This window comes from Microbispora sp. H13382 (assembly GCF_014161445.1).
Taxonomy (GTDB): domain Bacteria; phylum Actinomycetota; class Actinomycetes; order Streptosporangiales; family Streptosporangiaceae; genus Microbispora.
This window is the reverse complement of the sequence record NZ_JABBXA010000029.1, coordinates 63,347-88,855: the sequence shown is the minus strand read 5'-3', so window position 1 is coordinate 88,855 and position 25,509 is coordinate 63,347. Positions and strand designations below refer to the sequence as shown.

23 protein-coding genes are annotated in these 25,509 nt (G+C 71.1%); 14 read left to right on the top strand and 9 right to left on the bottom strand.

What is annotated here, in order from left to right:
* Positions 1–446, top strand: a 446-nt coding sequence (locus HHX41_RS37070) for a FadR/GntR family transcriptional regulator (protein WP_182909680.1), incomplete at its 5' end; no start/stop codon positions are given.
* A 49-nt stretch (positions 447–495) separates the two neighbouring features.
* Here HHX41_RS37070 and HHX41_RS41415 read toward each other — a convergent pair.
* Positions 496–2,478, bottom strand: a complete 1,983-nt coding sequence (locus HHX41_RS41415) for an alpha-L-fucosidase (RefSeq protein WP_182909679.1) — start codon at positions 2,476–2,478, stop codon at positions 496–498.
* A 463-nt stretch (positions 2,479–2,941) separates the two neighbouring features.
* Positions 2,942–3,655 (bottom strand): FadR/GntR family transcriptional regulator, encoded by a 714-nt coding sequence (locus HHX41_RS37060; RefSeq protein ID WP_169985021.1) that lies wholly within the window; start codon positions 3,653–3,655, stop codon positions 2,942–2,944.
* 328 nt (positions 3,656–3,983) lie between these two features.
* Here HHX41_RS37060 and HHX41_RS37055 point away from each other — a divergent pair, with 328 nt between their 5' ends.
* From HHX41_RS37055 to HHX41_RS37045, 3 genes are read left to right on the top strand one after another with little or no spacing between them, the layout of a single operon-like run.
* The gene (locus HHX41_RS37055; protein ID WP_169985019.1) at positions 3,984–5,060 is read left to right on the top strand and encodes a sugar ABC transporter substrate-binding protein; all 1,077 of its coding nucleotides are present in this window, start codon (positions 3,984–3,986) and stop codon (positions 5,058–5,060) included.
* A 13-nt stretch (positions 5,061–5,073) separates the two neighbouring features.
* The gene (locus HHX41_RS37050; protein ID WP_182909678.1) at positions 5,074–6,639 is read left to right on the top strand and encodes a sugar ABC transporter ATP-binding protein; all 1,566 of its coding nucleotides are present in this window, start codon (positions 5,074–5,076) and stop codon (positions 6,637–6,639) included.
* Complete coding sequence (locus HHX41_RS37045) at positions 6,632–7,675, top strand: ABC transporter permease (RefSeq protein WP_169985015.1); 1,044 nt, start codon at positions 6,632–6,634, stop codon at positions 7,673–7,675. Before HHX41_RS37050 ends, HHX41_RS37045 begins: the two co-directional genes overlap by 8 nt.
* A gap of 128 nt (positions 7,676–7,803) precedes the next feature.
* On the opposite strand, the gene larE is transcribed toward HHX41_RS37045, so the two are convergent.
* Genes larE through HHX41_RS37030 form a run of 3 tightly spaced genes read right to left on the bottom strand, consistent with a single transcriptional unit; the run spans position 7,804 to position 10,672 of the window.
* On the bottom strand, positions 7,804–8,682 hold the full coding sequence (larE, locus tag HHX41_RS37040) for an ATP-dependent sacrificial sulfur transferase LarE (protein WP_220504761.1): 879 nt from the start codon (positions 8,680–8,682) through the stop codon (positions 7,804–7,806).
* Positions 8,675–9,382 carry an FCD domain-containing protein gene (locus HHX41_RS37035; protein ID WP_182909677.1) on the bottom strand — a complete coding sequence of 236 codons (708 nt, stop codon included), beginning with the start codon at positions 9,380–9,382 and terminating at the stop codon, positions 8,675–8,677. The genes larE and HHX41_RS37035 overlap by 8 nt, the downstream gene beginning before the upstream one ends.
* Positions 9,383–10,672, bottom strand: coding sequence for an enolase C-terminal domain-like protein (locus tag HHX41_RS37030; protein WP_182909676.1), 1,290 nt, complete (start codon positions 10,670–10,672; stop codon positions 9,383–9,385).
* A gap of 168 nt (positions 10,673–10,840) precedes the next feature.
* Here HHX41_RS37030 and HHX41_RS37025 point away from each other — a divergent pair, with 168 nt between their 5' ends.
* From HHX41_RS37025 to HHX41_RS36985, 9 genes are all read left to right on the top strand, one after another.
* Complete coding sequence (locus tag HHX41_RS37025; protein WP_182909675.1) at positions 10,841–11,689, top strand: fumarylacetoacetate hydrolase family protein; 849 nt, start codon at positions 10,841–10,843, stop codon at positions 11,687–11,689.
* Positions 11,686–12,423 (top strand): SDR family NAD(P)-dependent oxidoreductase, encoded by a 738-nt coding sequence (locus HHX41_RS37020; RefSeq protein WP_169985007.1) that lies wholly within the window; start codon positions 11,686–11,688, stop codon positions 12,421–12,423. The genes HHX41_RS37025 and HHX41_RS37020 overlap by 4 nt, the downstream gene beginning before the upstream one ends.
* The gene (locus HHX41_RS37015; protein ID WP_182909674.1) at positions 12,420–13,334 is read left to right on the top strand and encodes an aldo/keto reductase; all 915 of its coding nucleotides are present in this window, start codon (positions 12,420–12,422) and stop codon (positions 13,332–13,334) included. The genes HHX41_RS37020 and HHX41_RS37015 overlap by 4 nt, the downstream gene beginning before the upstream one ends.
* Complete coding sequence (larA, locus tag HHX41_RS37010; RefSeq protein ID WP_169985003.1) at positions 13,324–14,580, top strand: nickel-dependent lactate racemase; 1,257 nt, start codon at positions 13,324–13,326, stop codon at positions 14,578–14,580. Before HHX41_RS37015 ends, larA begins: the two co-directional genes overlap by 11 nt.
* A 1-nt stretch (position 14,581) precedes the next feature.
* The gene (locus HHX41_RS37005) at positions 14,582–15,004 is read left to right on the top strand and encodes an RbsD/FucU family protein (RefSeq protein ID WP_182909673.1); all 423 of its coding nucleotides are present in this window, start codon (positions 14,582–14,584) and stop codon (positions 15,002–15,004) included.
* Between the two features lie 46 nt (positions 15,005–15,050).
* Complete coding sequence (gene larB / locus HHX41_RS37000; protein ID WP_182909672.1) at positions 15,051–15,716, top strand: nickel pincer cofactor biosynthesis protein LarB; 666 nt, start codon at positions 15,051–15,053, stop codon at positions 15,714–15,716.
* Complete coding sequence (gene larC / locus HHX41_RS36995) at positions 15,713–16,840, top strand: nickel pincer cofactor biosynthesis protein LarC (protein WP_182909671.1); 1,128 nt, start codon at positions 15,713–15,715, stop codon at positions 16,838–16,840. Before larB ends, larC begins: the two co-directional genes overlap by 4 nt.
* Positions 16,837–17,727 carry an amidohydrolase family protein gene (locus tag HHX41_RS36990; RefSeq protein ID WP_310742350.1) on the top strand — a complete coding sequence of 297 codons (891 nt, stop codon included), beginning with the start codon at positions 16,837–16,839 and terminating at the stop codon, positions 17,725–17,727. Before larC ends, HHX41_RS36990 begins: the two co-directional genes overlap by 4 nt.
* 108 nt (positions 17,728–17,835) lie before the next feature.
* Positions 17,836–18,105, top strand: coding sequence for a hypothetical protein (locus HHX41_RS36985; RefSeq protein ID WP_182909670.1), 270 nt, complete (start codon positions 17,836–17,838; stop codon positions 18,103–18,105).
* A 27-nt stretch (positions 18,106–18,132) separates the two neighbouring features.
* Here the strand turns inward: HHX41_RS36985 and HHX41_RS36980 are convergent, their stop codons facing one another.
* Positions 18,133–19,029: an aminoglycoside phosphotransferase family protein gene (locus HHX41_RS36980; protein ID WP_182909687.1), complete on the bottom strand. Its 897-nt coding sequence runs from the start codon at positions 19,027–19,029 to the stop codon at positions 18,133–18,135.
* Positions 19,030–19,380: 351 nt separating this feature from the next.
* Here HHX41_RS36980 and HHX41_RS36975 point away from each other — a divergent pair, with 351 nt between their 5' ends.
* Positions 19,381–20,733 (top strand): family 43 glycosylhydrolase, encoded by a 1,353-nt coding sequence (locus HHX41_RS36975; protein WP_182909669.1) that lies wholly within the window; start codon positions 19,381–19,383, stop codon positions 20,731–20,733.
* A gap of 57 nt (positions 20,734–20,790) precedes the next feature.
* On the opposite strand, the gene HHX41_RS36970 is transcribed toward HHX41_RS36975, so the two are convergent.
* From HHX41_RS36970 to HHX41_RS36960, 3 genes are all read right to left on the bottom strand, one after another.
* Positions 20,791–21,945 (bottom strand): alpha-hydroxy-acid oxidizing protein, encoded by a 1,155-nt coding sequence (locus tag HHX41_RS36970; RefSeq protein WP_182909668.1) that lies wholly within the window; start codon positions 21,943–21,945, stop codon positions 20,791–20,793.
* A 109-nt stretch (positions 21,946–22,054) separates the two neighbouring features.
* Positions 22,055–23,833: a hypothetical protein gene (locus HHX41_RS36965; RefSeq protein WP_182909667.1), complete on the bottom strand. Its 1,779-nt coding sequence runs from the start codon at positions 23,831–23,833 to the stop codon at positions 22,055–22,057.
* A gap of 118 nt (positions 23,834–23,951) precedes the next feature.
* Positions 23,952–25,445 (bottom strand): FAD-dependent monooxygenase, encoded by a 1,494-nt coding sequence (locus HHX41_RS36960; protein WP_310742349.1) that lies wholly within the window; start codon positions 25,443–25,445, stop codon positions 23,952–23,954.
* Positions 25,446–25,509: the final 64 nt, after the last annotated feature.

The window sequence follows — 25,509 nt, the reverse complement described above, 5'->3', positions numbered from 1 at the left end:
ACGTGTACGCCGTCCGGCGCCTGCTCGAGTGCGAAGCGGCGCGGATCGCCGCCACCAGGATCACCGATGAAGCGCTCTGCCAGGCCAGGGACCTGCTCGACGAAGCGGCCCGCATGGTCGGTCAGGCCCCCCACGACCACGAGCGTCTCATCGAGATCGACATCGCCTTCCACCGCATCATCGCCGCCCACTCCGACAATCCGGTCATGGTCGGCCTGATCGAGGCGTTCGCCAGGCGCACCGTCCACGGCCGGCTGTGGCGCAGCCTGCACGAGAAGGACGCCGACCGGCGCACCCACGACGAGCACGTGGCCATCTGGACGGCGCTGATGGCACGCGATCCCGAACGGGCGCGCATCCGGATGGCCAACCATCTCATCGGAGTCGAGGAGTCCCTGAACCGCCTGCCCGACGACGGCGACGCGCGCCGGGCAGGGGACCGCTGAGACGCCGAACGCCCTGCGCGCGAGCGGAGGGCGTGTGCGGCGGCATGGTTCAGACCGCGGTGACGGTCCACTGGAGGTTGGTGCTGGAGCCGGGCGCCCACAGCTTCACGCTGGAGCCGACGGTGGTGGTGCCGCCGCTGTCCAGGCAGGTGTTCGTGCCGCGGTTGACGATCTGGTAGCGGCCGTTGCCCATGTCGGTCAGTTTCCACTGCTGGTTGTTGCCGCCGTTCCAGGACGCCTGCTTGCACAGGGCGCCGCTGGTGGTGTCGCCCCAGCTGTCGGCGACCATGCCGTTGGTGCGGTTGACGATGCGGTACCAGCCGCCGCCCAGGTCGACCAGCTGCCACTGGAGGTTGGTGCTGCCGTCCCAGTTCCACTGCTTGAGGGTCGACCCCGACGCCACGTTGCCGCCGCTGTCCAGGACGAGTCCGGTGGCGACGTTGGTGATCCGCACGTAGCCGGTGGGGGTGGAGCCGCCGCCGAGGGTGGGGATCTGGCCGTTGAAGGTCAGTTTGACCACGTACGCGGGCGCGCTGAACGGGGGAGTGGAGGAGGGCATGGTGATGTGCAGGGCGGAGCCGTCCTGGGTGCGGCCCGGCAGGGTGGTGTATTGGCCGGCGGAGGAGCCGAGTAGTTGCACCGAGGCGAGGTTGCTGAGGTTGATGCGGTTGGCGCCCAGGGTAGTGATGTTGAGTGTGGCGCCGGGCCAGCCCAGGACGGTGGCGTACAGGACGGTGTTGTCCTTGCTGCGGGTGAAGCGGATGTCGGTGTTGGTTCCCGCCCGTGGCGTGGTGAAGGAGCCGCCGCCCATCTGGGTGGGGCCCTCGCCGTAGACGGCCCAGGCGCGGGTGGAGTAGATGGACTCGCCGAAGCGCTTGAGGTAGTCGCCGATGCCCAGCAGGATCGAGCGCTGGCCGGAGGGGATGGTGCCGTCGGCCATGGGGGCGATGTTGAGCAGCATGTTGCCGTTCTTGCTGACCCGGTCGATGAGGGAGTGCAGCATGGCGTTGAGGGAGTAGTAGCCGATGCCGTTGGTGTAGCACCAGCTGGAGCTGGAGATGCTGTCGTCGGTCAGCCAGTAGGGGGTCTGGATGGCGGCGGGTCCGCCGCGTTCGTAGTCGAAGACCTCGCCTCTGGTGTTGAACCCGTCTTTGTAGGTGGCGACGACGTCTTTGTTCCAGGCGACGGCTTGGTTGTAGTAGTACGCCAGGAAGGCCAGGCGGCGGGATTCGTCGAGACGGGAGAGGTTGAAGTCCTGCCAGATGATGTCGGGCTGGTAGCCGTCGATGACCTCTTTGAGCTTGTCGTGCCACAGCTGCTGTTCGTCGGCGAAGCTGAGCTGGCCGTACAGCTTCTTCAGCGAGGTGGAGGACTGGGACGGCGCCCACTGGTAGAAGCCGGTGAAGTTGTAGGCGTGGTGCATGGCCACCAGCAGTTTCAGGCCTTTGGCGCGGATGGCGTCGGCGTGCAGGCGCAGCAGGTCGAGTTTGGGGCCGGTGGCGACGGAGTTCCATTCGTTGACGCGGCTGTTCCACATCGAATAGCCGTCGTGGTGTTCGGCCACCGGGCCGGCGAATCTGGCGCCGGCGTCGGCGAACAGCTGTGCCCACTCGTTGGGGTCGAAGTTGCCTCCGGCGGACTTGAGTTTCGGTGCGAACTGCACCCAGTTGCCGGCTTTGTCGCGGGCGCCGTTGATGAAGTTGTGGTACGGCCATGCCGACGGGTCGCCGTAGACGCTCTTGTGGTGGTTGTTCTCGCCGGACCCGTTGTTGTACATGTTGCGCGGGTACCACTCGTTGGCGAACGCGGGGACGCTGAAGACGCCCCAGTGGAAGTAGATGCCGAACTTGGCGTCCTGGAACCACTCGGCGGCCGGGGGGTGCTGGTCGACCGACGACCAGCTCGGGCTGTAGCTCTGCGGACCGGCGGTGGCCCAGGCAGGGCCCACCTTGAGCATGCCGGCGGCCGCGCCGAGGCCCGCCGCGACGAGCAGCTGACGACGGCTGAACTGGAACGACGAAGACGAGGACATGTGGGGCACCTCTCTGGAGCGGGGGGAGCTCTGCTGGGGCGTTCCCGACCGGCCGGCAGACCTCGCCGGCCGTGCGTGGGATGGACGTCCTGCAGGCCGAGGACGTGCATTTCGCGGATGTGTCGCATGGTGCGACGACCTTCACCACGTGGACATGGGATGTTTGTAAGTCAACGGTGGCGATCTGTCCAGGCTTCTCGCCGGACGGCGGACGCCGACGCGTGTCCGGCGTGATCGCGAATGCCAAGAGTCCCCGAGGTCGGCGAAGATCCGGTCCTGGGCTGGGAGCTCCGCGGACTCCGTGCGTGCCGCCGGTGTTTTGGCATGCCGGATGGCCTGGCGTCGATCCCGTTGCTGCCCCGGCCGCCCAGACAACCCATGTCTGTGCCGTCTTGAAGCCGTCTGCCGTCTCGTAAGTGGGATGTCTGTAAGTTTCACTCCCCTGCGACGACCGGCGGTGCGCTCAACGCGGTGGTTGCGCGGTGGTGTCGGTGAGGGAGCGGCCGAGGTTCTCGCGCAGCCAGGTCTCGGTGGTGCTGACGTGCATGAGGGCGGCGGCTTGGGCGAGTGGGGCGTCGTGGTGGGCGAGGGCGCGGTAGATGGCGGCGTGTTCGGCGATGGTGCGGCCGGCGGCGTTCTCCTCGGCGAGGCCACGCCAGACGCGGGAGCGGAGGGTGCGGCCGGCGATGCCGCCGAGCAGGGCGGACAGGGACTTGTTGCCGGTGGCCTCGAACACGGCGCGGTGGAAGGCGTCGTCGTGGTGGTTGAGCGCTTCTACGTCGTTCTGGGCTTCGATCATGGCGTTGAGGTGGCGTTCGACTTCGGCGAGCTGGCCGGGGGTGATGCGGGTGGCGGCCAGTCCGGTGGCGACGGGTTCGAAGAGGCGGCGTACTTCGGTGATTTCCAGGAGATCGTCGCCGCGCATCATCTCGACGGCGAGGCCGACGCCTTCGAGGAGTAGTTCGGGGGTGAGGCTGGTGACGTAGGTGCCGTCGCCTCTGCGTACTTCGAGGACGCGGGTGGTGACGAGAGAGCGTACGGCTTCTCTGAGGAGGTTGCGGGACAGGCCCAGTTCGGCGGCGAGTTCCTGTTCCGGAGGCAGCCGGGCGCCCGGGGGGAGGGTCCCGTCCTTGATGCGCTGCCTGATGCGTTCGATCGCCTGCTCGGTCAACGACATAGGAGGATTCTGATACCTCCAGGCGGAGAACCCGCACACGCCCCGCTGTCCGGAGGGCTGGCCATGCGATGTATCTGCCTTCCTCCCGACCGTGGGAGCACGCGATACGTCGGACCCTTCGTGTACGAGTGCGAGGGATTTTCGTGATTCTTCCCTAGGGTCTGGACACTGACCGGGGTTTGGTCATAGAAAGACATCCCATGTCCTGTCGATGATGAGCCCGCTCCAGGCGAACCTCGCCGGAGTTCGCGCGGCATGCTCGGGCCCTGTCCGAGCGCGGCGCGGTCAGCGACGGCATGGCACCCGTGGTGCTTCAGAAGGAGAAACGATGGTACGCAGACGGTTCGCGCTCGCCGCGGCCTTGACTTTATCGGGGTGCCTCGCCGTGGCCTGCGGCGGGAACAGCGAGAACGGCGGCTCCGGTGGCGGTGGCGACACCGCGGCGAAGCCGGTCATCGGCGTGGACTACCCGCGTTCGGACACAGACTTCTGGAACTCCTACATCAGCTACGTGCCGAAGTCCGCCGGCGAGCTGGGAGCGGACACCAAGACCACCAACTCCCAGAACGACATCGCGAAGCTCACCTCCAACGTGCAGACCCTGGTCGGGCAGGGCGTGAAGGCCGTGGTCATGGCGCCGCAGGACACCGCCGCCGTGGCCCCCACACTGCAGCAGCTCGAGAGCAAGAAGATCCCCGCCGTGCTGGTGGACACGCGGCCCGACACGGGGAACGCCTTCATGGTCGTCCGCGCCGACAACCGCGCGTACGGGGAGAAGGCCTGCCGCTTCCTGGGCGAGAAGCTTCAGGGCAAGGGCAAGGTGGTCATGCTGGAGGGCGACCTGGCCTCGATCAACGGCCGGGACCGCACCGAGGCGTTCAACGACTGCATGAAGCAGAACTATCCCGGCATCAAGGTGTTCGGTGAGGCGACGAACTGGGACGGCGCCGTGGCCTCGCAGAAGCTCTCCACGGTCCTGACCGCGAACCCGGACGTCAAGGGCGTCTACATGCAGTCGAGCTTCGCCCTCGCGGGCACGCTGCAGGTGCTCAAGCAGCGTGACCTGCTGGTGCCGCCGGACGACCCCAAGCACGTCTTCGTGGTCTCCAACGACGGCATCCCGCAGGAGCTGAAGGACATCGCCGCCGGCAACATCGACGCGACCGTCTCCCAGCCCGCGGACCTGTACGCCAAGTGGGCGCTGTCGTACGCGAAGGCGGCGGTCGAGGGCAAGACCTTCCAGCCGGGCAAGACCGACCATGACAGCACCATCATCCAGGTGCGGCCCGGCCTGCTGGAAGACCAGCTGTCCGCGCCGCTCGTCACCGCCGACGGCGGCACGTACGGAGACATCCCCAGCGTGAAGTACGACGACAAGTCGCTGTGGGGCAACAACCTGAGCTGAGAGGGCGTGACCCATGGATGAGTTCGCGGGAGGGCCCGCGAGCCCTCCACCCGCTCACGACGACGGGCGGACCCGCACGGGCTCGCCCGTCGCCGAGGCGGAGCGCATCACCAAGAGATACGGCGAGACGGTGGCGCTCGACCGGGCGCACATCACGATCAACCCGGGGGAGACGCACGCCCTCGTCGGCCGCAACGGCGCGGGCAAGTCGACCCTGGTCTCCATCCTGACGGGACTGCAGGCGCCCGACGACGGCGAGGTCCGCTTCGCCGGGGCCCCCGCTCCGCGGCCCGCGGACCGCGACGCCTGGCGGGAGCGGGTCGCCTGCGTCTACCAGAAGTCCACGATCATCCCTGAGCTGACCGTGGCGGAGAACCTCTACCTGAACCGGCACGACCGGAACCGGTTCGGGCTGGTGGGCTGGAAGGGCTTGTGGCGGAAGGCGGCCGAGCTGCTGGAGGCCTGGTCGGTGGACGTCGACGTCCGCCGGCCGGCCGGGGAGCTCGGAGTGGAGCAGCGGCAGTTCGTGGAGATCGCCCGGGCGCTGTCGTTCGGCGCGAGGTTCATCATCCTCGACGAGCCCACCGCCCAGCTCGACGGCGCGGCGATCGCCCGTCTGTTCGACCGGATGCGGGCGATGCGCGAGCAGGGAATCACTTTCCTGTTCATCAGCCACCACCTGCAGGAGATCTACGAGATCTGCGACACGGTCACCGTCTACCGGGACGCCCGGCACATCCTCACCGCGCCGGTGACGGACCTGCCGCAGGGCGAGTTGGTGGCGGCGATGACCGGTGAGGCGGCGGGCCTGCGGGAGCACGCCGTCCGCCCGCCGGTCGCGGCGCAGACCCCGGTGGTCCTCGACGTACGGGGCCTGTCGGACGGCGACGTCTACCAGGACGTCGACATCCAGGTCCGGGCCGGGGAGATCGTGGGGCTGGCGGGCCTGGGCGGCAGCGGGAAGACCGAGCTCGCCGAGACCTTCGTCGGGCTGCGCGCCCCCCAGGAGGGAACCCTGGAGGTCGCCGGGAGCCGCCCCCGCCCCGGAAGCGTGCCGGAGTCGCTGGCCGCCGGTGTGGGCTTCGTGCCCCGGGACCGCCACCACCAGGGGCTCGTCCCCCTGATGTCGATCGCTGACAACGCCACGATGACCGTGCCCGAGCGGCTCGGTCAGGCGGGCTTCGTCAGCGGCCGCCGCAAGGACGCGCTGGCCCGCGAAATGATCGAAAACCTAGCGATCAAGACACCCGGCCCGGAACTCCCCGTCTCCGGGCTGTCCGGCGGCAACCAGCAGAAGGTCGTCATGGCCCGGGCCCTGGCGAACGATCCCCGGCTGCTCGTGCTGATCACGCCGACCGCCGGGGTCGACGTCCGGTCGAAGGAGTTCCTGCTCGGCAAGGTCGAGGAGATCGCCGACAGCGGGACCGGCGTCGTGATCGCCTCCGATGAATTAGACGACCTGCGCCTGTGCAACCGGGTGCTGGTGATGTTCCACGGCCGCGTCGTCGCGGAACTGGCCGCCGGCTGGCACGACCACGAGATGGTGGCCGCCATGGAAGGAGTCGACCTCGATGCCTGAGACCACCGCCGAACACGCCGCGACGGGGCACCCGCCGAGCCCGCCCCCGGAGGAGGCGGGACGGCGCCGCCCGGCGATCCCCCTGGCGCGGCTGCGGGACTTCGCGCTGGTCCCCGCGGTCATCGTGATCGCGATCGTCGGGCAGATCGTCAACCCGATCTTCCTGCAGAGCGACAACCTGATCAACATCCTGCAGACGATGTCGGAGATCTCGCTCCTCGTCCTGGCGCAGACGCTCGTGCTGATCGCGGGCAGGATGGACCTCTCGCTGGAGTCGACCTTCGGGCTGGCGCCCGGCGTCGCCGCCTGGCTGACGGTCGCCAGCGGAACGGGGGCCGGGCTCGGGCTGTTGCCGGGCGCCTGGGGGATTCCCATCACCCTCGCGGTGGGGGTGCTGGTCGGAGTGGTGAACTCGCTGTTCATCGTCCGCTTCGGGCTCAACGGCTTCATCGTCACGCTGGGCATGCTCATCGTGCTGCGCGGCCTCCTCACCGGCATCTCCGGCGGGCAGACCTTCTTCAACCTCCCCGACTCGATGACCTACTTCGGCTCCACGATGTGGCTCGGCGTGCCGGCGTCGATCTGGATCTGCCTGCTGCTGTTCGCGGCCGGCATCGTGGTGATGGGCTTCACCCGGTTCGGCCGGGCGCTCTACGCGATCGGCGGCAACGTCGACGCCGCCAAGGCGGCCGGTATCCGCACCGACCGGGTCCTGTGGATCACGCTGATCTCCGCCAGCCTGCTGGCCGCGATCGGCGGCCTCCTGCTGACGGGCCGGCTCGCCTCCGTCGCCGCAGCCCAGGGCGACGGGGCGATCTTCACGGTGTTCGCCGCCGCCGTCATCGGCGGTGTCAGCCTCAACGGAGGCAAGGGCACCGTGTTCGGCGCGTTCACCGGCATCCTGCTGCTCTACATGATCCAGAACGTCCTCACTCTCGCGGGCGTCCCCGCGCAGTGGATCCAGGCGCTCAACGGGGCGATCATCCTCACCGCGCTCGCGATCTCCCGCCTCACCGGCGGCAAGTCGCAGGACTGACGGATTCCGGCGGCCCGGGTGCTCTCGTACGCGCCCGGGCCGCCGGCGTCCGCGCAGGGCACGGCGGCGACCGGTCACGAGGCGGTTGTGAGGGGAGCGGCGCGGGTTGTGAGGGGAGCGGCGGCAGGTCAGGAGGGGAGCAGCGGCAGCAGTGCGTTGAGGCGCCCGGACGCGAAACCGGACAGGTCCAGCGAGCAGAAGGTGAAGCCGGCGCCGCGGACCGCGGCGTCGACGCGCTCGCGCAGCTCACACGCGCGGGGGATCTCGGCCTGCGGCACCTCGATCCGGGCGAGTGTGCCGCCGGCGTGGGCGCGCACCCGGCACACCGGGAAGCCGAGGTCGCGCAGCGCGGCCTCGGCGGTCTCGATCCTGCGCAGGACCTGCGGGGTGACCGGGTCGCCGTAGCTGACCCGCGAGGCCAGGCAGGGCGCGGCGGGTTTGTCCGCGGTGACCAGGCCGAGTTCCCGGCTGACCGCGCGGACGTCGGCCTTGGTGAACCCGGCGTCCACCAGCGGTACGACGGCCCCGCGCTCGGCCGCGGCCCGTTGGCCGGGGCGGTGGTCGCCGAGGTCGTCGAGGTTGGTGCCGAGCGCGATCCTGGCGTCCATGGCGGCCGCCAGCGGAGCGAGCGCGTCGAACAGCGCGGACTTGCAGTGGTAGCAGCGGTCGCGGCCGTTGGCGGCGTACTCGGGCCGGTCGGCCTCGTCGGTGCGCACCTCCAGGTGCGCCAGTGCGTGGCGGCGCGCGAAGTCACGGGCCGCGGCCCGTTCGGAGGCGGCGAGGCTGGGGGAGACCGCGGTGACGGCGAGCGCCCGGGTTCCGAGTGCCCTCGCGGCGGCGAAGGCGAGCAACGCGGAGTCCGCGCCGCCGGAGTAGGCGACGACGAGCGCACTCTCCTCGCGCAGCCGGGACGTCAGCCGCGCCATCAGTTGCGCCGTCAGTTGGTCCGGGGCGCCGTCCGGGGCGTTCGCCGTCGTCCGGTCCGCGGGAGCAGCGCGGTCACTCATCGGCGCCTCCATACGTACGTGAACCGGTGACGCTCTCCTCGACCCCGAGGACGTGCAGGGCGGCGTGGAGCCGGGCCCGCTCGGCGTCCCGTGCCAGCAGGGCCCGATGTACGGCGCGGTGCTCCCGCAGGGTGCGCTGGACCGCCTCGGGGTCGCTCATGCCGCGCCAGACGCGGGCGCGTACGGTCCGGCCGGACATGTTGTGGATCACGGCGGCGAGCACGGCGTTGCCGCAGTGGGAGGTGATGAGGGCGTGGAAGTCCTGGTCGAGGGCGACGAGTTTCTCGTGGTCGATCACGGTTTCCGCGGCGACCCTCTCGGCGTCGTCGAGCAACTCACCCAGGCGGGCGAGGTCGGCGTCGGGGATGCGCGTGGCGGCGAGGGCCGTGGCCTCCGCCTCGAGGATCCTGCGGACGTGCAGGAACTGCCCGGCCCCGGCGTCCAGATGGATGTCGGCGACGAAGCTCATCCCGTCGAGCAGAAGGTCCGGAGACAGGCTGGTGACGTAGGTGCCGTCGCCCTGGCGCGTCTGCAGGACCCGCATGGCGATCAGCGCGCGTACGGCCTCGCGCAGGGTGTTGCGGGCGACGCCGAGTTGTTCGGCGAGGTCCTTCTCGGCGGGAAGCTTCTGCCCGGGGCGCAGCTTCCCGTCGATGATCATCTGCTTGACCGTGTCGATCGCCGTCTCGATGGCGCCCACTCAGCCTCCCCAATGGTGGCCATCAGGGTAGCGGTAGCCGGCGATCGACTCGGGATGCATGCGGCCGCTGTAGCCGGGGGCCTCGGGCAGCCGGTAGTGGCCGTGCTCGATGCGGACGGGATCGGTGAAGTGCTCGTGCAGGTGGTCGACGTACTCGAGGACCCGGCCCTCCAGGCTGCCGCTCACGCAGACGTAGTCGACGACGGACATGTGCTGGACCAGCTCGCACAGGCCCACGCCGCCCGCGTGCGGGCAGACCGGCACGCCGAACTTGGCCGCCATCAGCAACACGGGGACGATCTCGTTGACCGACGCCAGCCGGCAGGAGTCGATCTGGCAGAAGTCGATCGCGCCGGCCTGCAGGAGTTGCTTGAACATGACCCGGTTGTGGCAGTGTTCGCCGGTGGCGACGCCGACGGGGGCGACGGCCTTGCGGATGGCCGCGTGGCCGAGGACGTCGTCGGGGCTGGTCGGCTCCTCGATCCACAGCGGCTCGTAGGGCGCGAGCCGGTTGACCCACTCGATGGCCTGGGGCACGTCCCACACCTGGTTGGCGTCGATCATCAGCGTGCGCTCGCCGAGCTCCTCACGGGCGATCGACAGGCGGCGGACGTCGTCCTCGACGTTCGCGCCGACCTTGAGCTTGACGTGCGTCCAGCCGTCGGCGACGGCCTCACGGAGAAGCTGGCGCAGTTTGCCGTCGTCGTAGCCGAGCCAGCCCGGGGTGGTGTTGTAGGCGGGGTAGCCGCGCGCGGCGAGTTCGGCGATCCGTTCCCCGCGCGTCGGCGCGAGCCTGGCCAGCATCTCGACGGCCTCGGCGGGAGTCAGCACGTCGGACAGGTAGCGGAAGTCGCAGGCGGCCACCAGCTCCTCGGGCGACATGTCGGCAATGAGGCGCCACAGGGGTACGCCGGCCCGGCGTGCGGCAAGGTCCCAGGCGGCGTTCAGCACGGCCGCGGCGGCGAGGTGCACCACGCCCTTCTCCGGGCCGAGCCAGCGCATCTGGCTGTCGGACATGATCTCCCGGTAAAGGCCGCCAAGGTCGCCTGCCAGCTCGTCCACGTCACGCCCGGCCAGCCGGGCCCCGATCTGCCGGGCCGCCGCCACGCAAAGGTCGTTGCCGCGCCCGATGGTGAACGTCAGGCCGTGCCCGGCCAGGTCGCCGTCGGTCTCCAGCACCACGTATGCCGCCGAGTAGTCGCCGTCCGGGTTCATCGCGTCCGAGCCGTCGAGTGTCGCGGAGGTGGGGAACCTGATGTCGATCACGTCCACGGAAGTGATCACCGGCATGGGCGGACTCCAATTGGTCGGATGAATATGGATCGAACAGTAGGGTCACCGGGAGCGATGGTCAAGAGAATCGGCAAATGCCCCATAAGAGGCTTTACTTCAACCCGATGAATCTGACAGGCTCGGCACAACATACGCACCTGTGACACCAGCGGGAGAAGACAGATCGTGAAGCTGTTGCGAGTGGGTCCGGCGGGTGAGGAGCGGCCTTGTGCGATGGGACCGGACGGGCGGGTGCTCGACCTGTCGTCGCTGACGGCCGACATCGACGGCGCGTTCCTCTCGGGAGGGGGCGTCGAGCGCGTGCGGACCGCCCTGGCGGAGGGCGCCCTGCCCGAGGCCGGGCCGTACGAGCGGGTGGGCGCGCCGATCGCCAGGCCGGGGAAGATCGTGTGCATCGGCCTGAACTACTCCGACCACGCGGAGGAGACCGGGGCGGCGATCCCCGCCGAGCCGGTGGTGTTCATGAAGGCGTCCAACACGCTCGTCGGTCCCGACGACGAGGTGCTGGTGCCGCGGCGCAGCGTGAAGACCGACTACGAGGTCGAGCTGGCGGTGATCCTCGGCCGTACGGCCCGTTACCTGGACTCCCCGGACGACGCGGCCGAGGTGATCGCCGGGTATGCGATCGCCAACGACGTGTCGGAGCGGGAGTTCCAGAACGAGCGCGGCGGTCAGTGGGACAAGGGCAAGTCGTGTGAAACGTTCAACCCGCTCGGCCCGTGGCTGGTGACGGCGGACGAGGCCGGCGACCCGCAGGCGCTGGGTTTGCGGCTGTGGGTCAACGGCGAGCTGCGCCAGAACGGGAACACGAAGAACCAGATCTTCGGCGTGCATCACGTGATCTGGTACCTCAGCCAGTTCATGGTGCTGGAGCCGGGCGACGTGGTGAACACCGGCACGCCGGCGGGTGTGGCACTCGGCCGTGGCCCGCAGGCGTACCTGCGGGAGGGTGACGTGGTGGAGCTGGAGATCGACGGCCTCGGCCGCCAGCGCCAGCAGGTGGGCCAGGCATGAGTGAGGAGTTCGAGGGCCTGGTGGCGATCGTCACCGGCGGGGCCTCGGGCATCGGCAGGGCCGTCGCCGAGGAACTGGCCGCGCGGGGCGCCCGGGTCGCCGTTCTGGACCTCAAGGACACCGAGTTCGTCTGCGACGTCACCGACGACGCCTCCGTACGCGCGGCGGTGGCGGCGGTGGCGGAGCGCTACGGCCGGATCGACGTGCTGGTGAACAACGCGGGCATCGGCGCGCAGGGCACGGTGGCCGACAACGACGACGCCGAATGGCTGCGGGTGTTCGACCTGAACGTGGTGGGGATCGCCCGGGTGACCCGGGCGGCGCTGCCGCACCTGCGCATGTCCCCGCACGCGGCGATCGTCAACACCTGCTCGATCGCCGCCACCGCGGGGCTGCCGCAGCGGGCGCTGTATTCGGCGTCCAAGGGGGCGGTGCTCGCGCTCACCCGCGCGATGGCGGCCGACCACCTTCGCGAGGGGATCCGGGTCAACTGCGTCAACCCCGGCACCGTCGACACCCCCTGGGTCGGCCGGCTGCTGGACGCCGCTCCCGATCCGCAGGCCGAGCGCGCGGCGTTGTCCGCCCGGCAGCCGCACGGCCGCCTGGTCACGGCGCAGGAGGTCGCCCACGCCGTCGCGTACCTGGCCAGCCCGCGCGCGGCCTCGACGGCCGGGGTCGAGCTGGCCGTGGACGGCGGGATGTCCGGCCTGCGGCTGAGGCCGGTGACCTCGTGAAGCTCTCCCTCGGGCCGTACGGGCTGGGCACCGCGCCGTTGGGCGGGCTGTTCGCGCCGGTGAGCGAAAAGCAGGCCGAGCAGGCGCTGGCCGCCGCGTGGGAGGCGGGGATCCGCTACTTCGACACCGCGCCGCACTACGGGACCGGCCTGGCGGAGGAGCGTCTCGGACGCTTCCTGCGCGGCCTGCCCGGTCAGGCCGCGGGGGAGGCGGTCGTCTCCACGAAGATCGGCCGCGTCCTGGTGCCCGGGCAGGGCGAGGAGGACGGGTTTCCCGGCCGCACGCAGTACGTGCGGGTGCGGGACTACAGCCGCGACGGGGTGCTGCGCTCGCTGGACGACAGCCTGAAGCGCACCGGGCTTGACCGGTTCGACCTGGTGTTCATCCACGACCCGGACGACCACTGGGAGCAGGCCGCGGGCGAGGCGTACCCCGCGCTGGCCGAGCTGCGCGACCAGGGAGTGATCGGCGCGATCGGCGCCGGGATGAACCAGGCCGAGATGCTGACCAGGTTCGTCCGCGAGACCGACCTGGACGCCGTGCTGGTCGCGGGACGCTACACGCTGCTCGACCGCTCCGCCGCCGGGGAACTGCTGCCCGAATGCGAACGGCGCGGCGTCGCCGTCGTCGCCGGCGGGGTGTTCAACAGCGGCGTCCTCGCCGGGGGCGCCACCTACGACTACGACGCCGCCCCGCCGGCCGTGCTGCAGCGGGCGCGCGAGCTGGAGCGGATCTGCGCGTCGTACGGCGTGCCGCTGCCGGCGGCGGCCCTGCTGTTCCCGCACCGGCATCCGGCCGTCACCACGGTCCTGTTCGGCGCGCGCAGCGCGGAGGAGGTGCGGGAGGACCTCGACCTGGCCGCCACCCCCGTGCCCGGGGAACTGTGGGAGGAGCTGGACCATGCGCGTTGAGCTCGCCTACGGCACGGACGGTCTCGTGGTGGACCTGCCGGACGACAGGACCACGGTGATCGCGCCGGTCGCCCGGCCCGCCGTGGCGGACGAGGCCGCCGAGGTGCTGCGGGCCCTGCGTGAACCGGTCGCGGGCCCGCCGCTGCGCGAGCGGGTGCGCCCCGGCCAGACGGTGGCGATCTCCGCCTGCGACGGCACGAGACCCCAGCCGCGCCACCTGATGATCCCGGCGATCCTGGCGGAGCTGGACGGGATCGTCGACACCGGCGACGTGGTGATCCTGGTGGCCACCGGAACCCACCGCGGCAACACCGACGCGGAACTGCGCGCGATGTTCGGTGACCAGGTCGTCGACGCCGTGCGGATCGTCAACCACGACGCGCGCGACGCGTCGTCCCTGAGGTGGATGGGCCGTCACGGCAAGGACGTCCCGGTTTGGCTGAACCGGGAGTGGACGGACGCCGACGTGCGGATCACGACGGGCTTCGTCGAGCCGCACTTCTTCGCCGGGTTCTCCGGCGGCCCCAAACTGGTCGCACCCGGCCTCGCCGCCCTGGAGACCGTGCTCACTCTGCACGACGCGGCCCGCATCGGCGATCCCCGTGCCACCTGGGGCGTCATCGAGGGCAACCCGGTGCACGACGACGTCCGCGCCATCGCGGAGGCGACCGGGGTCACCTTCGCCCTCGACGTCGTGCTCAACCGGGAGCAGAAGATCGTCCGGGCGTTCGGCGGCGACCTGCCGCCGATGCACGCCGCCGCCACGGCCGCCGCCCGCGCCGCCGCGATGCGGCCGGTCGCCGAGCCCTTCGACGTGGTGGTGACCACCAACGCCGGATTCCCGCTGGACCAGAACCTCTACCAGTCGGTGAAGGGCATGAGCGCCGCCGCCCAGGTCGTGCGGCCCGGCGGCACGATCGTCTGCGCCGCCGAGTGCCGGGACGGGTTCCCCGACCACGGCTCCTACCGGGACGTGCTCACCTCCGCGGCCTCCCCGGACGCGCTGTTCGAGGAGATCTCCCGCCGCACCGAGACGGTGCCCGACCAGTGGCAGGTCCAGATCCAGGCCCGCATCCAGCGGCACGCCCGCGTGGTCATGCACACCTCGCACCTGAGCGACGCCGACCTCGCTGCCGCCCACCTGGAACAGACCGGCGACATCGCCGCCACCGTGCGCGCACTGCCCGGCCGGGTCTGCGTCCTGCCCGAGGGGCCCATGACCATTCCGTACCTCGGGGGAGAATGACGTGCTCCGCTACCCCCTGATCCACCCGCCGCTGCTGGCCGCGCTCGCGGCCACCGGCCACGGATCGCGCGTTCTGCTCGCCGACGCCAACTACGCCCACGCCACCAATGTGCGGGCCGGCGCCCCGGTGATCCACCTCAACCTGCGTCCCGGGCTGGTCCGCGTGGACGACGTCCTGGAGGTGCTCGTGGACGCCGTGCCGCTGGAGTCGGTCCACTCGATGCGTCCCGACGAAGGCGGCGAGCCCGAGGTGCTCACCCGCTACCGGGAGCTGCTCGGCCCGCAGCGGCCCATCGAACCCATGGGACGCCTCGAGTTCTACGAGGCCGCGAAGGGCCCCGACGTCGCCTTCGCGGTGGCGACCGGCGACGACCGGCTCTACGCGAACCTCCTGCTGACCGTCGGATACATCGTCCCGTCATGAACAGGCGGAGCGAACGCGACCGCGCGCCGTCGAGCGGGAGGAGGCCGTGAGCGACGCCCTCGACCTCGGTTACGCGCGCGTCGACCTCGACCGCGAGGCGCGCCAGGGACTGCCCGAGATCGTCTATGGTCCGGGCAAACAGGTGACCGAGATCACCGGAATCGTCACCACGCTGCTCGGCCGCAACACCGGGCCCGTCCTGGTGACCCGGGTCGACCCCGACGCCGCTGAGGCCGTGCTCGGGCGTGTCCCCGGCGGCCGGTACGACCGGGACGCCCGGCTGCTGGTCTGGCGCGAGCCCCGGGCGATCGAGCACACGGTCGCCGTGGTCACGGCCGGGACCGCGGACGGCCCGGTGGCCGCCGAGGCCGCGGCAGTCGCATCCGCCCTCGGCCTGCGCACCACCCTGATCAGGGATGTGGGAGTGGCCGGGCTGCATCGCGTGCTCGCCGCCGTCGAGGACCTGCGCGCGGCCGACAGCGTCATCGTCATCGCCGGTATGGAAGGGGCGCTGGCGAGCGTGATCGGCGGCCTGGTCGAGACGCCGGTGATCGCCGTGCCCACCAGCACCGGTTACGGCGCCGCGCTGGAGGGCGTGACGGCCCTGCTCGCCATGCTCACCTCGTGCGCGGCGGGGATCACCGTGGTCAACATCGACTCCGGATTCGGCGCCGCGCTCGCGGCCTTCCGCCTCACGAGGGGGCCGAGGTGATCCTCTTCCTGAATCCGTTCACCGGCCTGGCCGGCGACATGCTGCTCGGGGCACTCCTGGACGCGGGCGCCTCCCTCGACGCCGTACGCCGGGCCGTCGCCCTGACCGGCCTGACCGGGTGGCGGCTGGACGCCGAGCGCGTGCGGACCGGAGCGCTGACCGCCACCCGCGTCCTGATCGACGTCGAGGACGACGCAAGTGAGCGCCCCGCCGCGGAGCTGATCGCGATGGCGGCCCGGGCCGGCCTGCCCGTCGCCGACGCGGCGCTGACCGCGATCGCCGAGGCCGAGGGCGCGCTGCACGGCGTTCCGCCCGCCGACGTCCACCTGCACGAGCTCGGCGGGCACGACACATTGATCGACATCGTCGGCTGCGCGGCGGCCCTGCGCGACCTCGGCGTGACGCGCGTCCACTGCGCACCGCTGCCGCTGGGCAGCGGCACCGTGCGGACCCGTCACGGCGTGCTGCCCGTGCCCGCTCCCGCCACGCTCGCCCTGCTGAAGGGAGCGCGGGTGCGAGCCGGAGCGGCGGGGGAGGCGGTCACGCCGACCGGGGCGGCCCTGCTCCACGCCGCGGGCACGGTGCACGGCGCGGTGTACGGCACGGTCCCAGAGATGGAACTGCACGCCACGGGCTACGGCGCGGGCACCCGCGAGCTGCCCGACCGGCCGAACGTGACGGTGGCGATGCTCGGGCGGCCCACCGCCGGCCCGGACCACCAGGTCGTCCTGTCGACGAACCTCGACGACGTGACCGGTGAGATTCTCGGGCACGTCATCGAGCGCGCCCTGGCCGCGGGCGCGGCGGACGCGTGGATCACTCCGGCGGTCATGAAGAAAGGCCGGCCCGCGCACGTCCTGCACGTGCTCGCGCCCGTCGAACTGGCCGGCCGTCTGCAGGAACTCGTCCTGGCCGAGACGGGCAGCCTGGGGTTGCGGCGCAGCGTGGTCGAGAAGGTGGCGCTGCCCCGGCACTTCGAGACCGTGCGGCTGTACGGCCAGGACGTGCGGATGAAGCACGGGCCGTGGGGGGTCAAACCCGAGCACGACGACCTGGCCAGGCTGGCCCAGGTCACCGGAAAACCATTACGGGAACTGGCACGAGAGGCTTTTGACGCGCTGTGACATCCACCGCGACATCCACTGGGACATCCACTGGGACGATCGTCGACGCTCATCACCATCTCTGGGAGCTGTCCCGGCGGCCGCAGACCTGGCTCGATCCTCCGAAGATGGCGCGGATCCGCCGCGACTTCACCGCCTCCGACTACGCCGCCGTCGCGGCGGAAGCGCGAATCGGGAGCTCGGTGCTCGTACAGGTCCTGCCCGACGCAGAGGAGACCCGGGAGTTCCTCGCGCTGGCGGCGCGGTCGGACACCGTCGCCGCCGTGGTGGGGTGGGCCGATCTCACCCGGCCCGATCTCGCCGCCGAACTCGCCGCGCTCGCCGCCTCACCGGGCGGCGAACTGCTGCGCGGCATCCGCCACCTCGTGCAGGGCGAAAGCGACCCCCGTTGGCTCGCCCGCGACGACGTCCGCGAAGGACTGCGTCAGGTGGCGGCGGCCGGGCTCGTCTACGACCTGCTCGTCCTGCCCCACCAGTTGCCCGCCGCGATCGAGACCGTACGGGCCCTTCCCGAGTTGGCCTTCGTCCTCGACCACCTGGCCAAACCTCCGGTCGCGTCCGGCGAGCTCGAACCGTGGGCCGGTCTCGTCCGTGAGCTGGCCGCCGAGCCGAACGTGACGGCCAAGCTCTCCGGCCTGATCACCGAGGCGGCCTGGGACGACTGGGACGCGGCGCGGCTGCGGCCGTACGCCGACGTCGCGCTCGACGCGTTCGGGCCCGGGCGTCTGATGTTCGGCTCCGACTGGCCCGTCTGCCTCCTCGCGGGCGCCCTGCCCCTGTGGGCGGAGACCGTGCGCGCGCTGCTCACGGACGCGGGGCTGTCGGCCGCCGAGCGTGACGCGGTATTCCGGGGAACGGCGGAACGCGTCTACCGCCTCGGCACCTGAGCGAGCGCGAGCGGCGGGCCGCCTCTCATCACGAACACGACATCATCGCAGCGTACGGACTGGCACGTCGCCCTTCTCGGCGGCCTGAAGCGCCGGGGGGCGGGGCGGGTGCCCGCGGACACCGTGGTCCTCACCCCCCTCGGTGGCGCCGACCTCGATTTCAGCGACGCCGAGATCGCGCCGGTCACTTCGGTCACGAAGATCTCGATCGCGGGCGGCGTGCGGCTGCGGGTGCCCGCCGACAGCACGGTGGAGGTCGAGGGCTTCAGCCTGTTCGGCGGCCGCCGGGTGGACCCGGGAACGCCGGACTCCTCCGGACCGGTCATCCGCGTGCGCAACTACGGCGTCTTCGGCGGCGTGCGGGTCACCCGCGGCTGACGACGCCGTGATCGCGGCCGCACCGGCTCAGGCGGGCCCGCTGTCCGCCAGGATGCGTGCCAGCGTGCGCCGGCCCATCCGGGCCATGGCGGGGTTGGTGTCGAGGTAGTACCAGACGAGTCCCATCGCCTGTTCGAGGGCCCACGCCTTGCCTCGCTCCCACTCCAGGTCGTCGCACTCCAGGTCGAGGCGGAGCACCCGGCGCGGCCCCGCCTCCAGCAGGTGCCAGGCGCTCACGAGGTCGAGAGCGGGATCGGCCGGCCCGAAGCCGCCGGCGTCGAGGATCCCCGCCAGCCGGCCGGCGGACACGAGCACGTTGCCGGGAATGAGATCGCCGTGGCACATCACGTCGGCCGCCTCGCGGGGCAGGACGCGGAGCCTGTCCCACATCCGGCGCAGCCGGGGAACGTCCAGGAGCCGTTCGCTGCGCGCGAAGCAGGTCTCCATCCAGGCGTCGTGGGAGCGCAGGTCGCCTCCCCGGCCCGTGCCGGCGAACGTACGGCCGCGCGTGCCGGCCGCACGCAGATCGGTGATGAGATCGGCGAGGTCGTGGGCGAACGCGACCGATTCGCCCGGGTCCTCGTCGTCCGCCACGGCACCGGGCAGCCACGTCTGCACCGCCCACGGAAGCGGGTATCCCGCGCCGGGCTCACCGAGCGCGACCGGCTCGGGCGTGGGAAAGCGGGTGCTGCCCGCCAGTTCGCGGGCCGCCTCCGCCTCCGACTCCAGCCGGCGCCGCAGCTCGTCGGCCGGGCCGGGTAGCAGCGGGAACCGGGCCGTGAAGCGGTCGCCGACGCGGAAGACGGCGTTGACCGTCCCGTGGGCGCCGATGCGTGTCACGGGCAGGCTCCGCCACTCGGGGAACTGCTCGTCCACCAACGCGCGCACCGTCTCCTGTGTCACCGTCAGCTGGCCGGCGTGCATCCTCACGCCGGGAGCGTTCCGCGTCGCGGTCGTCCGCCGCAACGTGTTTTCGGCTCCGCACCGGCCGGCTCTGCGACGGTGGGAGCGGAACTCGGACCGCTGTCGCCGCCTGCGACCGCACCGCGAAGAGTTCGCCGAGCGAATCGGCCGTGGCTCTTATTTTTTTGGCGCCGCGGAATGGAGGAATTCACGGCCGGTAGGAAATAGGGAAATCCCCGGCGACATCCGCGGCCGAAGCCGGCGAAGGCGAGCCGAAACCTTTCTGTCGTCTGTTCACTGTCGAAATACGTCCCACTACCGTCTCCTCCCGGCAGGGCGACCTGGTCCTGGACAAGTGGGAGGACGTGACTCATGACTGATTCCGATAACGGGTTGTACGTCGGCCGGCGGTCCGTACTGGCCGGCGTCGCGGGCCTGCTGGGAGCGGCGGCGCTGCCCGCGGCCGCCGCGCACGCGGACCCGAAGGAGTTGCCGAACGGAGGCGCGCCGAAGGGGCGGTATCCGTCGAACTGGCCCGAGCTCGAGCCCTACGGCCTCGCGGACACGCGGCCGGACCTGTGGCCGCGCGACGACAACTCCTTCATCCTGCCGCTCGAGCCGCGTCCCCGTGATGAGGAGCTCGGCCGGGTCTGGATGCGGGACACCTACGTCAACTGCTTCGTCGTCGGCGGTCGTCCGGTCTACGTCGCCACGGGCACCACCCGGGTGCCCGGGCTCCAGGCGGCGGGCCCGTGGAACGACGGCATCTTCGTGTGGACGGCCCCGTCCCTGCACGGGCCGTGGCGGCTGGCCGACACCACCGGCATCCGGCCGGACGCCGAGAAGGGCAAGGTGTGGTCGCCCGAGTTCGCCGGCGAGAACCGGCCCGGGCGCACGGTCGTCGCTCCGTGGCAGGAGTACTGGTACGACGACCAGTTCGGCAAGCGCGGCAACGCCTGGGCGCCGGAGGTGCACTACTTCCGCGGCAAGTGGTACATCGTCGCGTGCATGGGCGACCACTCGCAGAAGGTCGGTTCGTTCATGCTCGTGAGCGAGGGCGGGGTCGAGGGTCCGTACCGGCTCGTCCAGGGCAACCACGACAAGCCCTTCGGTGACTCCTTCATCGGGGGACCGGCCTTCATCAAGCCCGGCGCCTACCACCACATCGACGGCGGCCTCTACACCGAGGGCGACGACGCGTGGCTCGTGCTGCACAACAACCTGTACGCGAAGTTCCGGGATGACATGGAGGACATCGTCCCGGCGACGAACCTGCCGAAGTTCCAGCAGACGCCCTACGCGCCCGAGCCGTACCTGGAAGGCGCGTACGTCTTCAAGTACGGAGGCAAGTACTACCTCGTCCACGCCGCATGGGATCGGTCGTCGGTCAACACGGACGGCAGCACGCGGTACGCCTACGACACGGCCGCCCCGGGCCGTGTGCAGTACCAGTACGACGCGATCGTCGCCGTCGCGGACACGTTCGAGGGGCCATACTCCAAGCGGTGGACCCTGGGCGTCGGCGCCGGCCACAACAACATCTTCGCGGACCGCAGCGGCCGGCTGTGGGCGACGTTCTTCCGCAACCCCAACTTCGGCTACTGGGCCGACCCGTCGCGCGTCGCCGACGCCGCCGTGCCCGGTGTCGTACGGCTGGAGTGGACCGGCCCCGAGGGCAACCGCCTGTACGTCGCACGCCGGAACCCGGGGCACGGCAAGGACTGATCATCGAGTGTGGCGCCTCCGGCGGGCCGTCGTCGTCCGCGGCCCGTCGCGAGGCGGTCATGCCACGAGGCGCAGCGCCTCGGGCGTGAGGTCCTTGAGGGTGGGATACCCGTCGACCGCCATGATGAGGTCCGCTTCGGCCAGGATGGAACGCAGCACGTGCACGACGCCGTCGACGCCGCCGACCGCCAGGCCGTACGCGTAGGGCCGGCCGATCCCCACCGCGGTGGCGCCCAGCGCCAGCGCCTTGACGACGTCGGCGCCGCTGCGCACCCCCGAGTCGAACAGGACCGGCAGCCCGTCGGCGGCTTCGAGCACGCCGGGCAGGCACTCCAGGGCGGGCAGCCCTCCGTTGGCCTGCCGTCCGCCGTGGTTGGAACAGTAGACGGCGTCCGCACCGTGGTCCTTGGCCCGGCGGACGTCGTCGGGGTGGCAGATGCCTTTGAGCATCAGCGGCAGCCGGGTCTGCGACCGCAGCCAGTCCAGGTCGTCCCACCGGAACGGCCCGCCGAAGATCGGCAACGTGCGCACCACCTCCTCGACGGCGTCCTCGCCGGGTCGCAGTCTCTGCTGGAACACCGGGTCGCTTGTGTAGTTGCGCAGGCATCCGCTGGGCACCTGGGGGTAGTTCGAGCCGCGCAGGTCCCGGGGACGCCAGCCGGTCACCCAGGTGTCGAGGGTGACGGCGATGCCCCTGAACCCCGCCGCCTCGGCGCGGTGCACCAGGCTCGCCGCCAGGTCCCGGTCCGGCGGCGTGTAGAGCTGGAAGAAGCCGGGCGTGCCGTCCAGCGCCGCCGCCACGTCCTCCATGGGATCGGCGGAAAGGGTCGCCGCGAAGAACGGGACGCCGGTCCGGACGGAGGCTCGCGCGCATGCGAGGTCGCCGTGGTCGTCCTGGGCGCACACCCCGATCACCCCGATGGGCGCCATGAACACCGGCGAGGGCAGCTTCGTCCCGAACAACTCGATCGACATGTCCCGCTCGGCGGGAGCGACCAACATCCGCGGATACAGGCCCCAGCGCTTGAACGCCTCGCAGTTGGCCCGCTGGGTGTGCTCGTCACCGGCGCCCCCGGCCACATACCCCCAGACCTTCGGCCGCATCGCGGCCGAAGCCTTCTCTTCCAGCTCCGCGAATGTCATGGGATACGGCGGCTGCCGGCCGGTCCGCCCCTGGGCGTACAGCTCGTTTTGGTACTCCGCGTAATTCATACGTGCGCGTTACCCCTGGCACGTTGCATTACCCGAGGCGAGTGGCCAAGTATTCGGAATCTCCCGGTGACCGTGCCAAAGGAATAACGGCCGTGCGCCCCGCCCGCGCTCACGGCTTCAGCGTGAGCCTCTTCCTCGACGCGCCCGGGAACACGACGACCAGGTGCTCCTCTCCCGCATCGCCGATCCGCACGTAGACACGGAGCCGGTAGCGGCCCTTCCCCACGATCGCCAGGTTCGGCATCGGGGCACCCGCGCCCACGTCTCCGCCGTCGCCCATCTCCGGCACGGTGAGCGTGCCGCTGCGGCTGACGATCGGCACCTCGTCGACCTGATCCCACCCGGCCGTCCGCGGTGGCGGCGGGGTGCGGAGGGCCTTCACCGTGAGGCACAGATCGATGACGTCTTCGACATGCCCGATGAGCGCCGTGCTGCCGGCCACCCCGACGAGGGCGCTGTCGTCGTAGAGGTCGTCGATGGCCTGCTCCGCCGCCTCGTCGGCCGCCTCGTCGTCGGGGTCGTGGACCAGATAGCCGTGATCGCCGTCGGCGAACAGGAAGTATTTGGCCGTGGCCTGGACGACACCCTTCGTCCGGGGCCACGGGTCGCGGCACTTCGCGTTCTCCTCGGCGATGTAGGCGGCGTTCGCCGCCTCCGTCTCCGCGGTCGACCGCAGCAACTCGGGGTGGGTCGCGCCCACGATCTCCGGGCAGACGTAGACGAGGTCCCACGGGTCCGCGCCCCAGGCGGGCCGCGCGCTCCCGGCCCGCGTCAGGATCGCCTCCTGTTCCTCGCGGTCCTTCGTACGGCACAGCGCCCGCCCGTACGCGAGGACCTGCTGGTCGGACAGGCTGTCCGGGAAGATCGGCGAGACTCCGCCGTCCGTGCTCCGCGCCCGGCACAGGAACACGGCCTCGCGTTCCGCGGGTTTCAGGTCGCCGAAGCTGGGCCGGTCGTAGCAGTCCGTCGACCAGCCGGTGTAGGTGAGGTGCGGGGTCTGCTCCGGGTGGATCATCGCGATGACCGGCAGCAGGGCCACGGCCGCCACCGCGACGCGGATCACGCGCCGCCGCGCGGGCGGAAGGTCCGCCGGGCGGCCCTCGGCGGGCAGCTCGCGGGCGGTCGCCGCGATCCACACGGTGCCGACGAGTGCCAGCGCGTCCATCACTACCGGAATCACCAGATCGGCGCCGCTGGGAATCATCGCGAAGCGGACGTTGAGCGGGATCACCAGCGCGTAGACGCCCATCGACACCCACCCGGCGGCCTGCGTGCCGCGGCTCCACCGGCCGTCGCGCCGCTGCCCGACGAGCGTGACGAGGGTCGCCGCCACTCCGCTCAGCATCAAGCCCAGTTCGACGATTCCGCCCGATCCGATCTCCGGCAGGTCGAGTTCGTCGAGCAGGTCGTCGGCCATCCCGGCCAGCTCGACCGCGAAGATCGCTCCGGCCGCCGCGCGCAGCACGCGGGACCGCCAGCGGATGACGAGCAGGTAGAGGACGTCGATCGCGGTCCACAGCGCGAGCTGGAACGCCGCGTCGACCGCGTCGGGGAGCAGCGCGATCGGGTACCACAGCACGAGGGCGTACGCCACCGCCAGATACAGCAGGCGGCGCAGCGCCCTCGCCCGGCGGTCCAGCGGTCCCTGCGCGGGGGCACGCAGGATCAGCCACAGGAGCGCGGCCTTCACCAGGGCGGCCACGAGCAGCGCCACCGTCGTCGAGGTGTCGAACCCGGCGCGCCCGTAGAACCCCGCGTAGGCCGGCGGCGACCATTCGACGGCCACCCAGAGCCAGGCGTCGCCGAGCACCAGGCCCGCGACCGCCGCCGCGAGAACCAGACCTACTGATCCGATCCTGATATTCCGCCAGAACCTGTCCGGAAGCACGGAACGCGATCTTAGTGTGGCACCGCCGTACAGGCGGGCAGCGTGGAACGAGCGGTCCCGCCCCCCGATCACAACCGGTCGCGGGCGGGTGCCGGTAGCCGCCGGCCCGGCACCCGGCTCAGGGCATCGTCGCGAGGTTGCCGGTGATCGCGGCGAGCAGGGCGTCGCCGGAGGCGGCGGGGCCGTCCGCGGCCCAGCAGACGTAGCCGTCGGGACGGATGAGCACGGTGGCGGCGCCCAGATCGTCGGTGCGGGTGGCGCGGACGAGGTCGACTCGTGGTGGAAGCCGGAAACCGGCGGGAACGGTTCCGGCCAGATCGAGCAGGACGGCGTGCCCCGCGCCGAACAGCGCCGACACCCGGGTGGGGCCGGCGTCGGTGACCAGATCGGCGTCCGGGATGCGCTGTCCGGTGAGCGGATGATCGCCGGGCAGTGTGTAACGCAGCGAGAGGCCGGACATCAGTCCTGCGAGGTGGCGGTTGGTGTCGGGCAGGCGCAGCAGGTCGATGAAGATGTCGCGCAGGGCGGCCACGTCCTCGCTCGGGGCGGGATCGGCCAGGACGCGCTGCGCCGACGTGTGGTGCAGGACCTGGGCTCCGACCGGATGCCGTTCGGCGTGGTAGCTGTCCAGCAGGCCGCTCGGCGCCCGGTCCCGCACGGTCGCGGCCAGTTTCCACCCGAGGTTGAACGCGTCCTGTATGCCGAGGTTGAGACCTTGGCCGCCCAGCGGCGGGTGAATGTGCGCCGCGTCGCCCGCGAACAGGACGCGGCCCACGCGGTAGTGCTCCAGCTGCCGTGTGGCGTCGGTGAACCGGGACGCGTTGTCCACGGCACCGAGCGTGGTCTCGTGGCCGTACACGGCCCGTAGCCCGGCGGTGATCTCCTCGTCGGTCACCGGGGTGTCGCGGTCGGTGTCGGCCTGGTCCGTCCGGCCGTAGGTGATTCGGTACCGGTCGCCGCCCAGAGGGACCAGCATGGCCCAGTAGCCGTCCGCTTGACGGGTCAGGCTGCTCATGTGCCCGATCCGTTGCGGCACCAGCGGCGAAACGGCGGACAGGCGGATGTCGGCCAGCACCGCCTGACGGGTTCCGGGCCTGCCGGGAAACGGCAGCCCGAGCAGTTTGCGCACCGTGCTGTGGCCGCCGTCGCAGGCCGCCAGGTAGCGCGCCCGCGCCCGCGAATCTCCGGCTGTCACGACCACACCGTCGTCGCCGGGCTCGACCACTGAGACGGCGGTGCCGCGCAGAACCCGCGCGCCGGCGGCGACCGCCCGCTCTTCGAGCACCTCCTCGATCCCCCACTGGGGGATCGGGATGGGGAAAGGGTGCCTGGTCCGCCAGGGGGCGCAGTCCAGGGGGACGGGCAGCGCCGCGAAGTGCCCGCCGACCGGCTCATGCGGCGTGGCGCGCCGCAGCAACGGTTCGAGCAGCCCGCGCGACTCCAGCAGCTCGGCGGTACGGGGCTGGATGCCGGCGCCTTTCACCTGTTCGGTCCGCTGGGCCAGCTTCTCCAGCACCAGGGTCTCGACCCCTGCCAGAGCGAGTTCGTACGCCAGCATCAGCCCGGTCGGGCCGGCGCCCGCGATGACGACCTCGGTCTCGATCTCGTCCACCGTCATCACTCCATTTCGCCTCGGGGTAAATGTATACCGGGTGCAGGAATATCCCTGGGGCAAC

What these genes read in the sequence shown, in the direction of transcription:
- larA (WP_169985003.1), top strand. Translation starts at nt 13,324, where the DNA reads ATGCGCGTTGAGCTCGCCTACGGCACGGACGGTCTCGTGGTGGACCTG.
- HHX41_RS36975 (WP_182909669.1), top strand. Translation starts at nt 19,381, where the DNA reads ATGACTGATTCCGATAACGGGTTGTACGTCGGCCGGCGGTCCGTACTG.
- HHX41_RS41415 (WP_182909679.1), bottom strand. Translation starts at nt 2,478, where the DNA reads ATGTCCTCGTCTTCGTCGTTCCAGTTCAGCCGTCGTCAGCTGCTCGTC.
- HHX41_RS37045 (WP_169985015.1), top strand. Translation starts at nt 6,632, where the DNA reads ATGCCTGAGACCACCGCCGAACACGCCGCGACGGGGCACCCGCCGAGC.
- HHX41_RS36970 (WP_182909668.1), bottom strand. Translation starts at nt 21,945, where the DNA reads ATGAATTACGCGGAGTACCAAAACGAGCTGTACGCCCAGGGGCGGACC.
- HHX41_RS37060 (WP_169985021.1), bottom strand. Translation starts at nt 3,655, where the DNA reads ATGTCGTTGACCGAGCAGGCGATCGAACGCATCAGGCAGCGCATCAAG.
- HHX41_RS37020 (WP_169985007.1), top strand. Translation starts at nt 11,686, where the DNA reads ATGAGTGAGGAGTTCGAGGGCCTGGTGGCGATCGTCACCGGCGGGGCC.
- HHX41_RS37055 (WP_169985019.1), top strand. Translation starts at nt 3,984, where the DNA reads ATGGTACGCAGACGGTTCGCGCTCGCCGCGGCCTTGACTTTATCGGGG.
- HHX41_RS37030 (WP_182909676.1), bottom strand. Translation starts at nt 10,672, where the DNA reads ATGCCGGTGATCACTTCCGTGGACGTGATCGACATCAGGTTCCCCACC.
- HHX41_RS37050 (WP_182909678.1), top strand. Translation starts at nt 5,074, where the DNA reads ATGGATGAGTTCGCGGGAGGGCCCGCGAGCCCTCCACCCGCTCACGAC.
- HHX41_RS36980 (WP_182909687.1), bottom strand. Translation starts at nt 19,029, where the DNA reads ATGCACGCCGGCCAGCTGACGGTGACACAGGAGACGGTGCGCGCGTTG.
- larE (WP_220504761.1), bottom strand. Translation starts at nt 8,682, where the DNA reads ATGAGTGACCGCGCTGCTCCCGCGGACCGGACGACGGCGAACGCCCCG.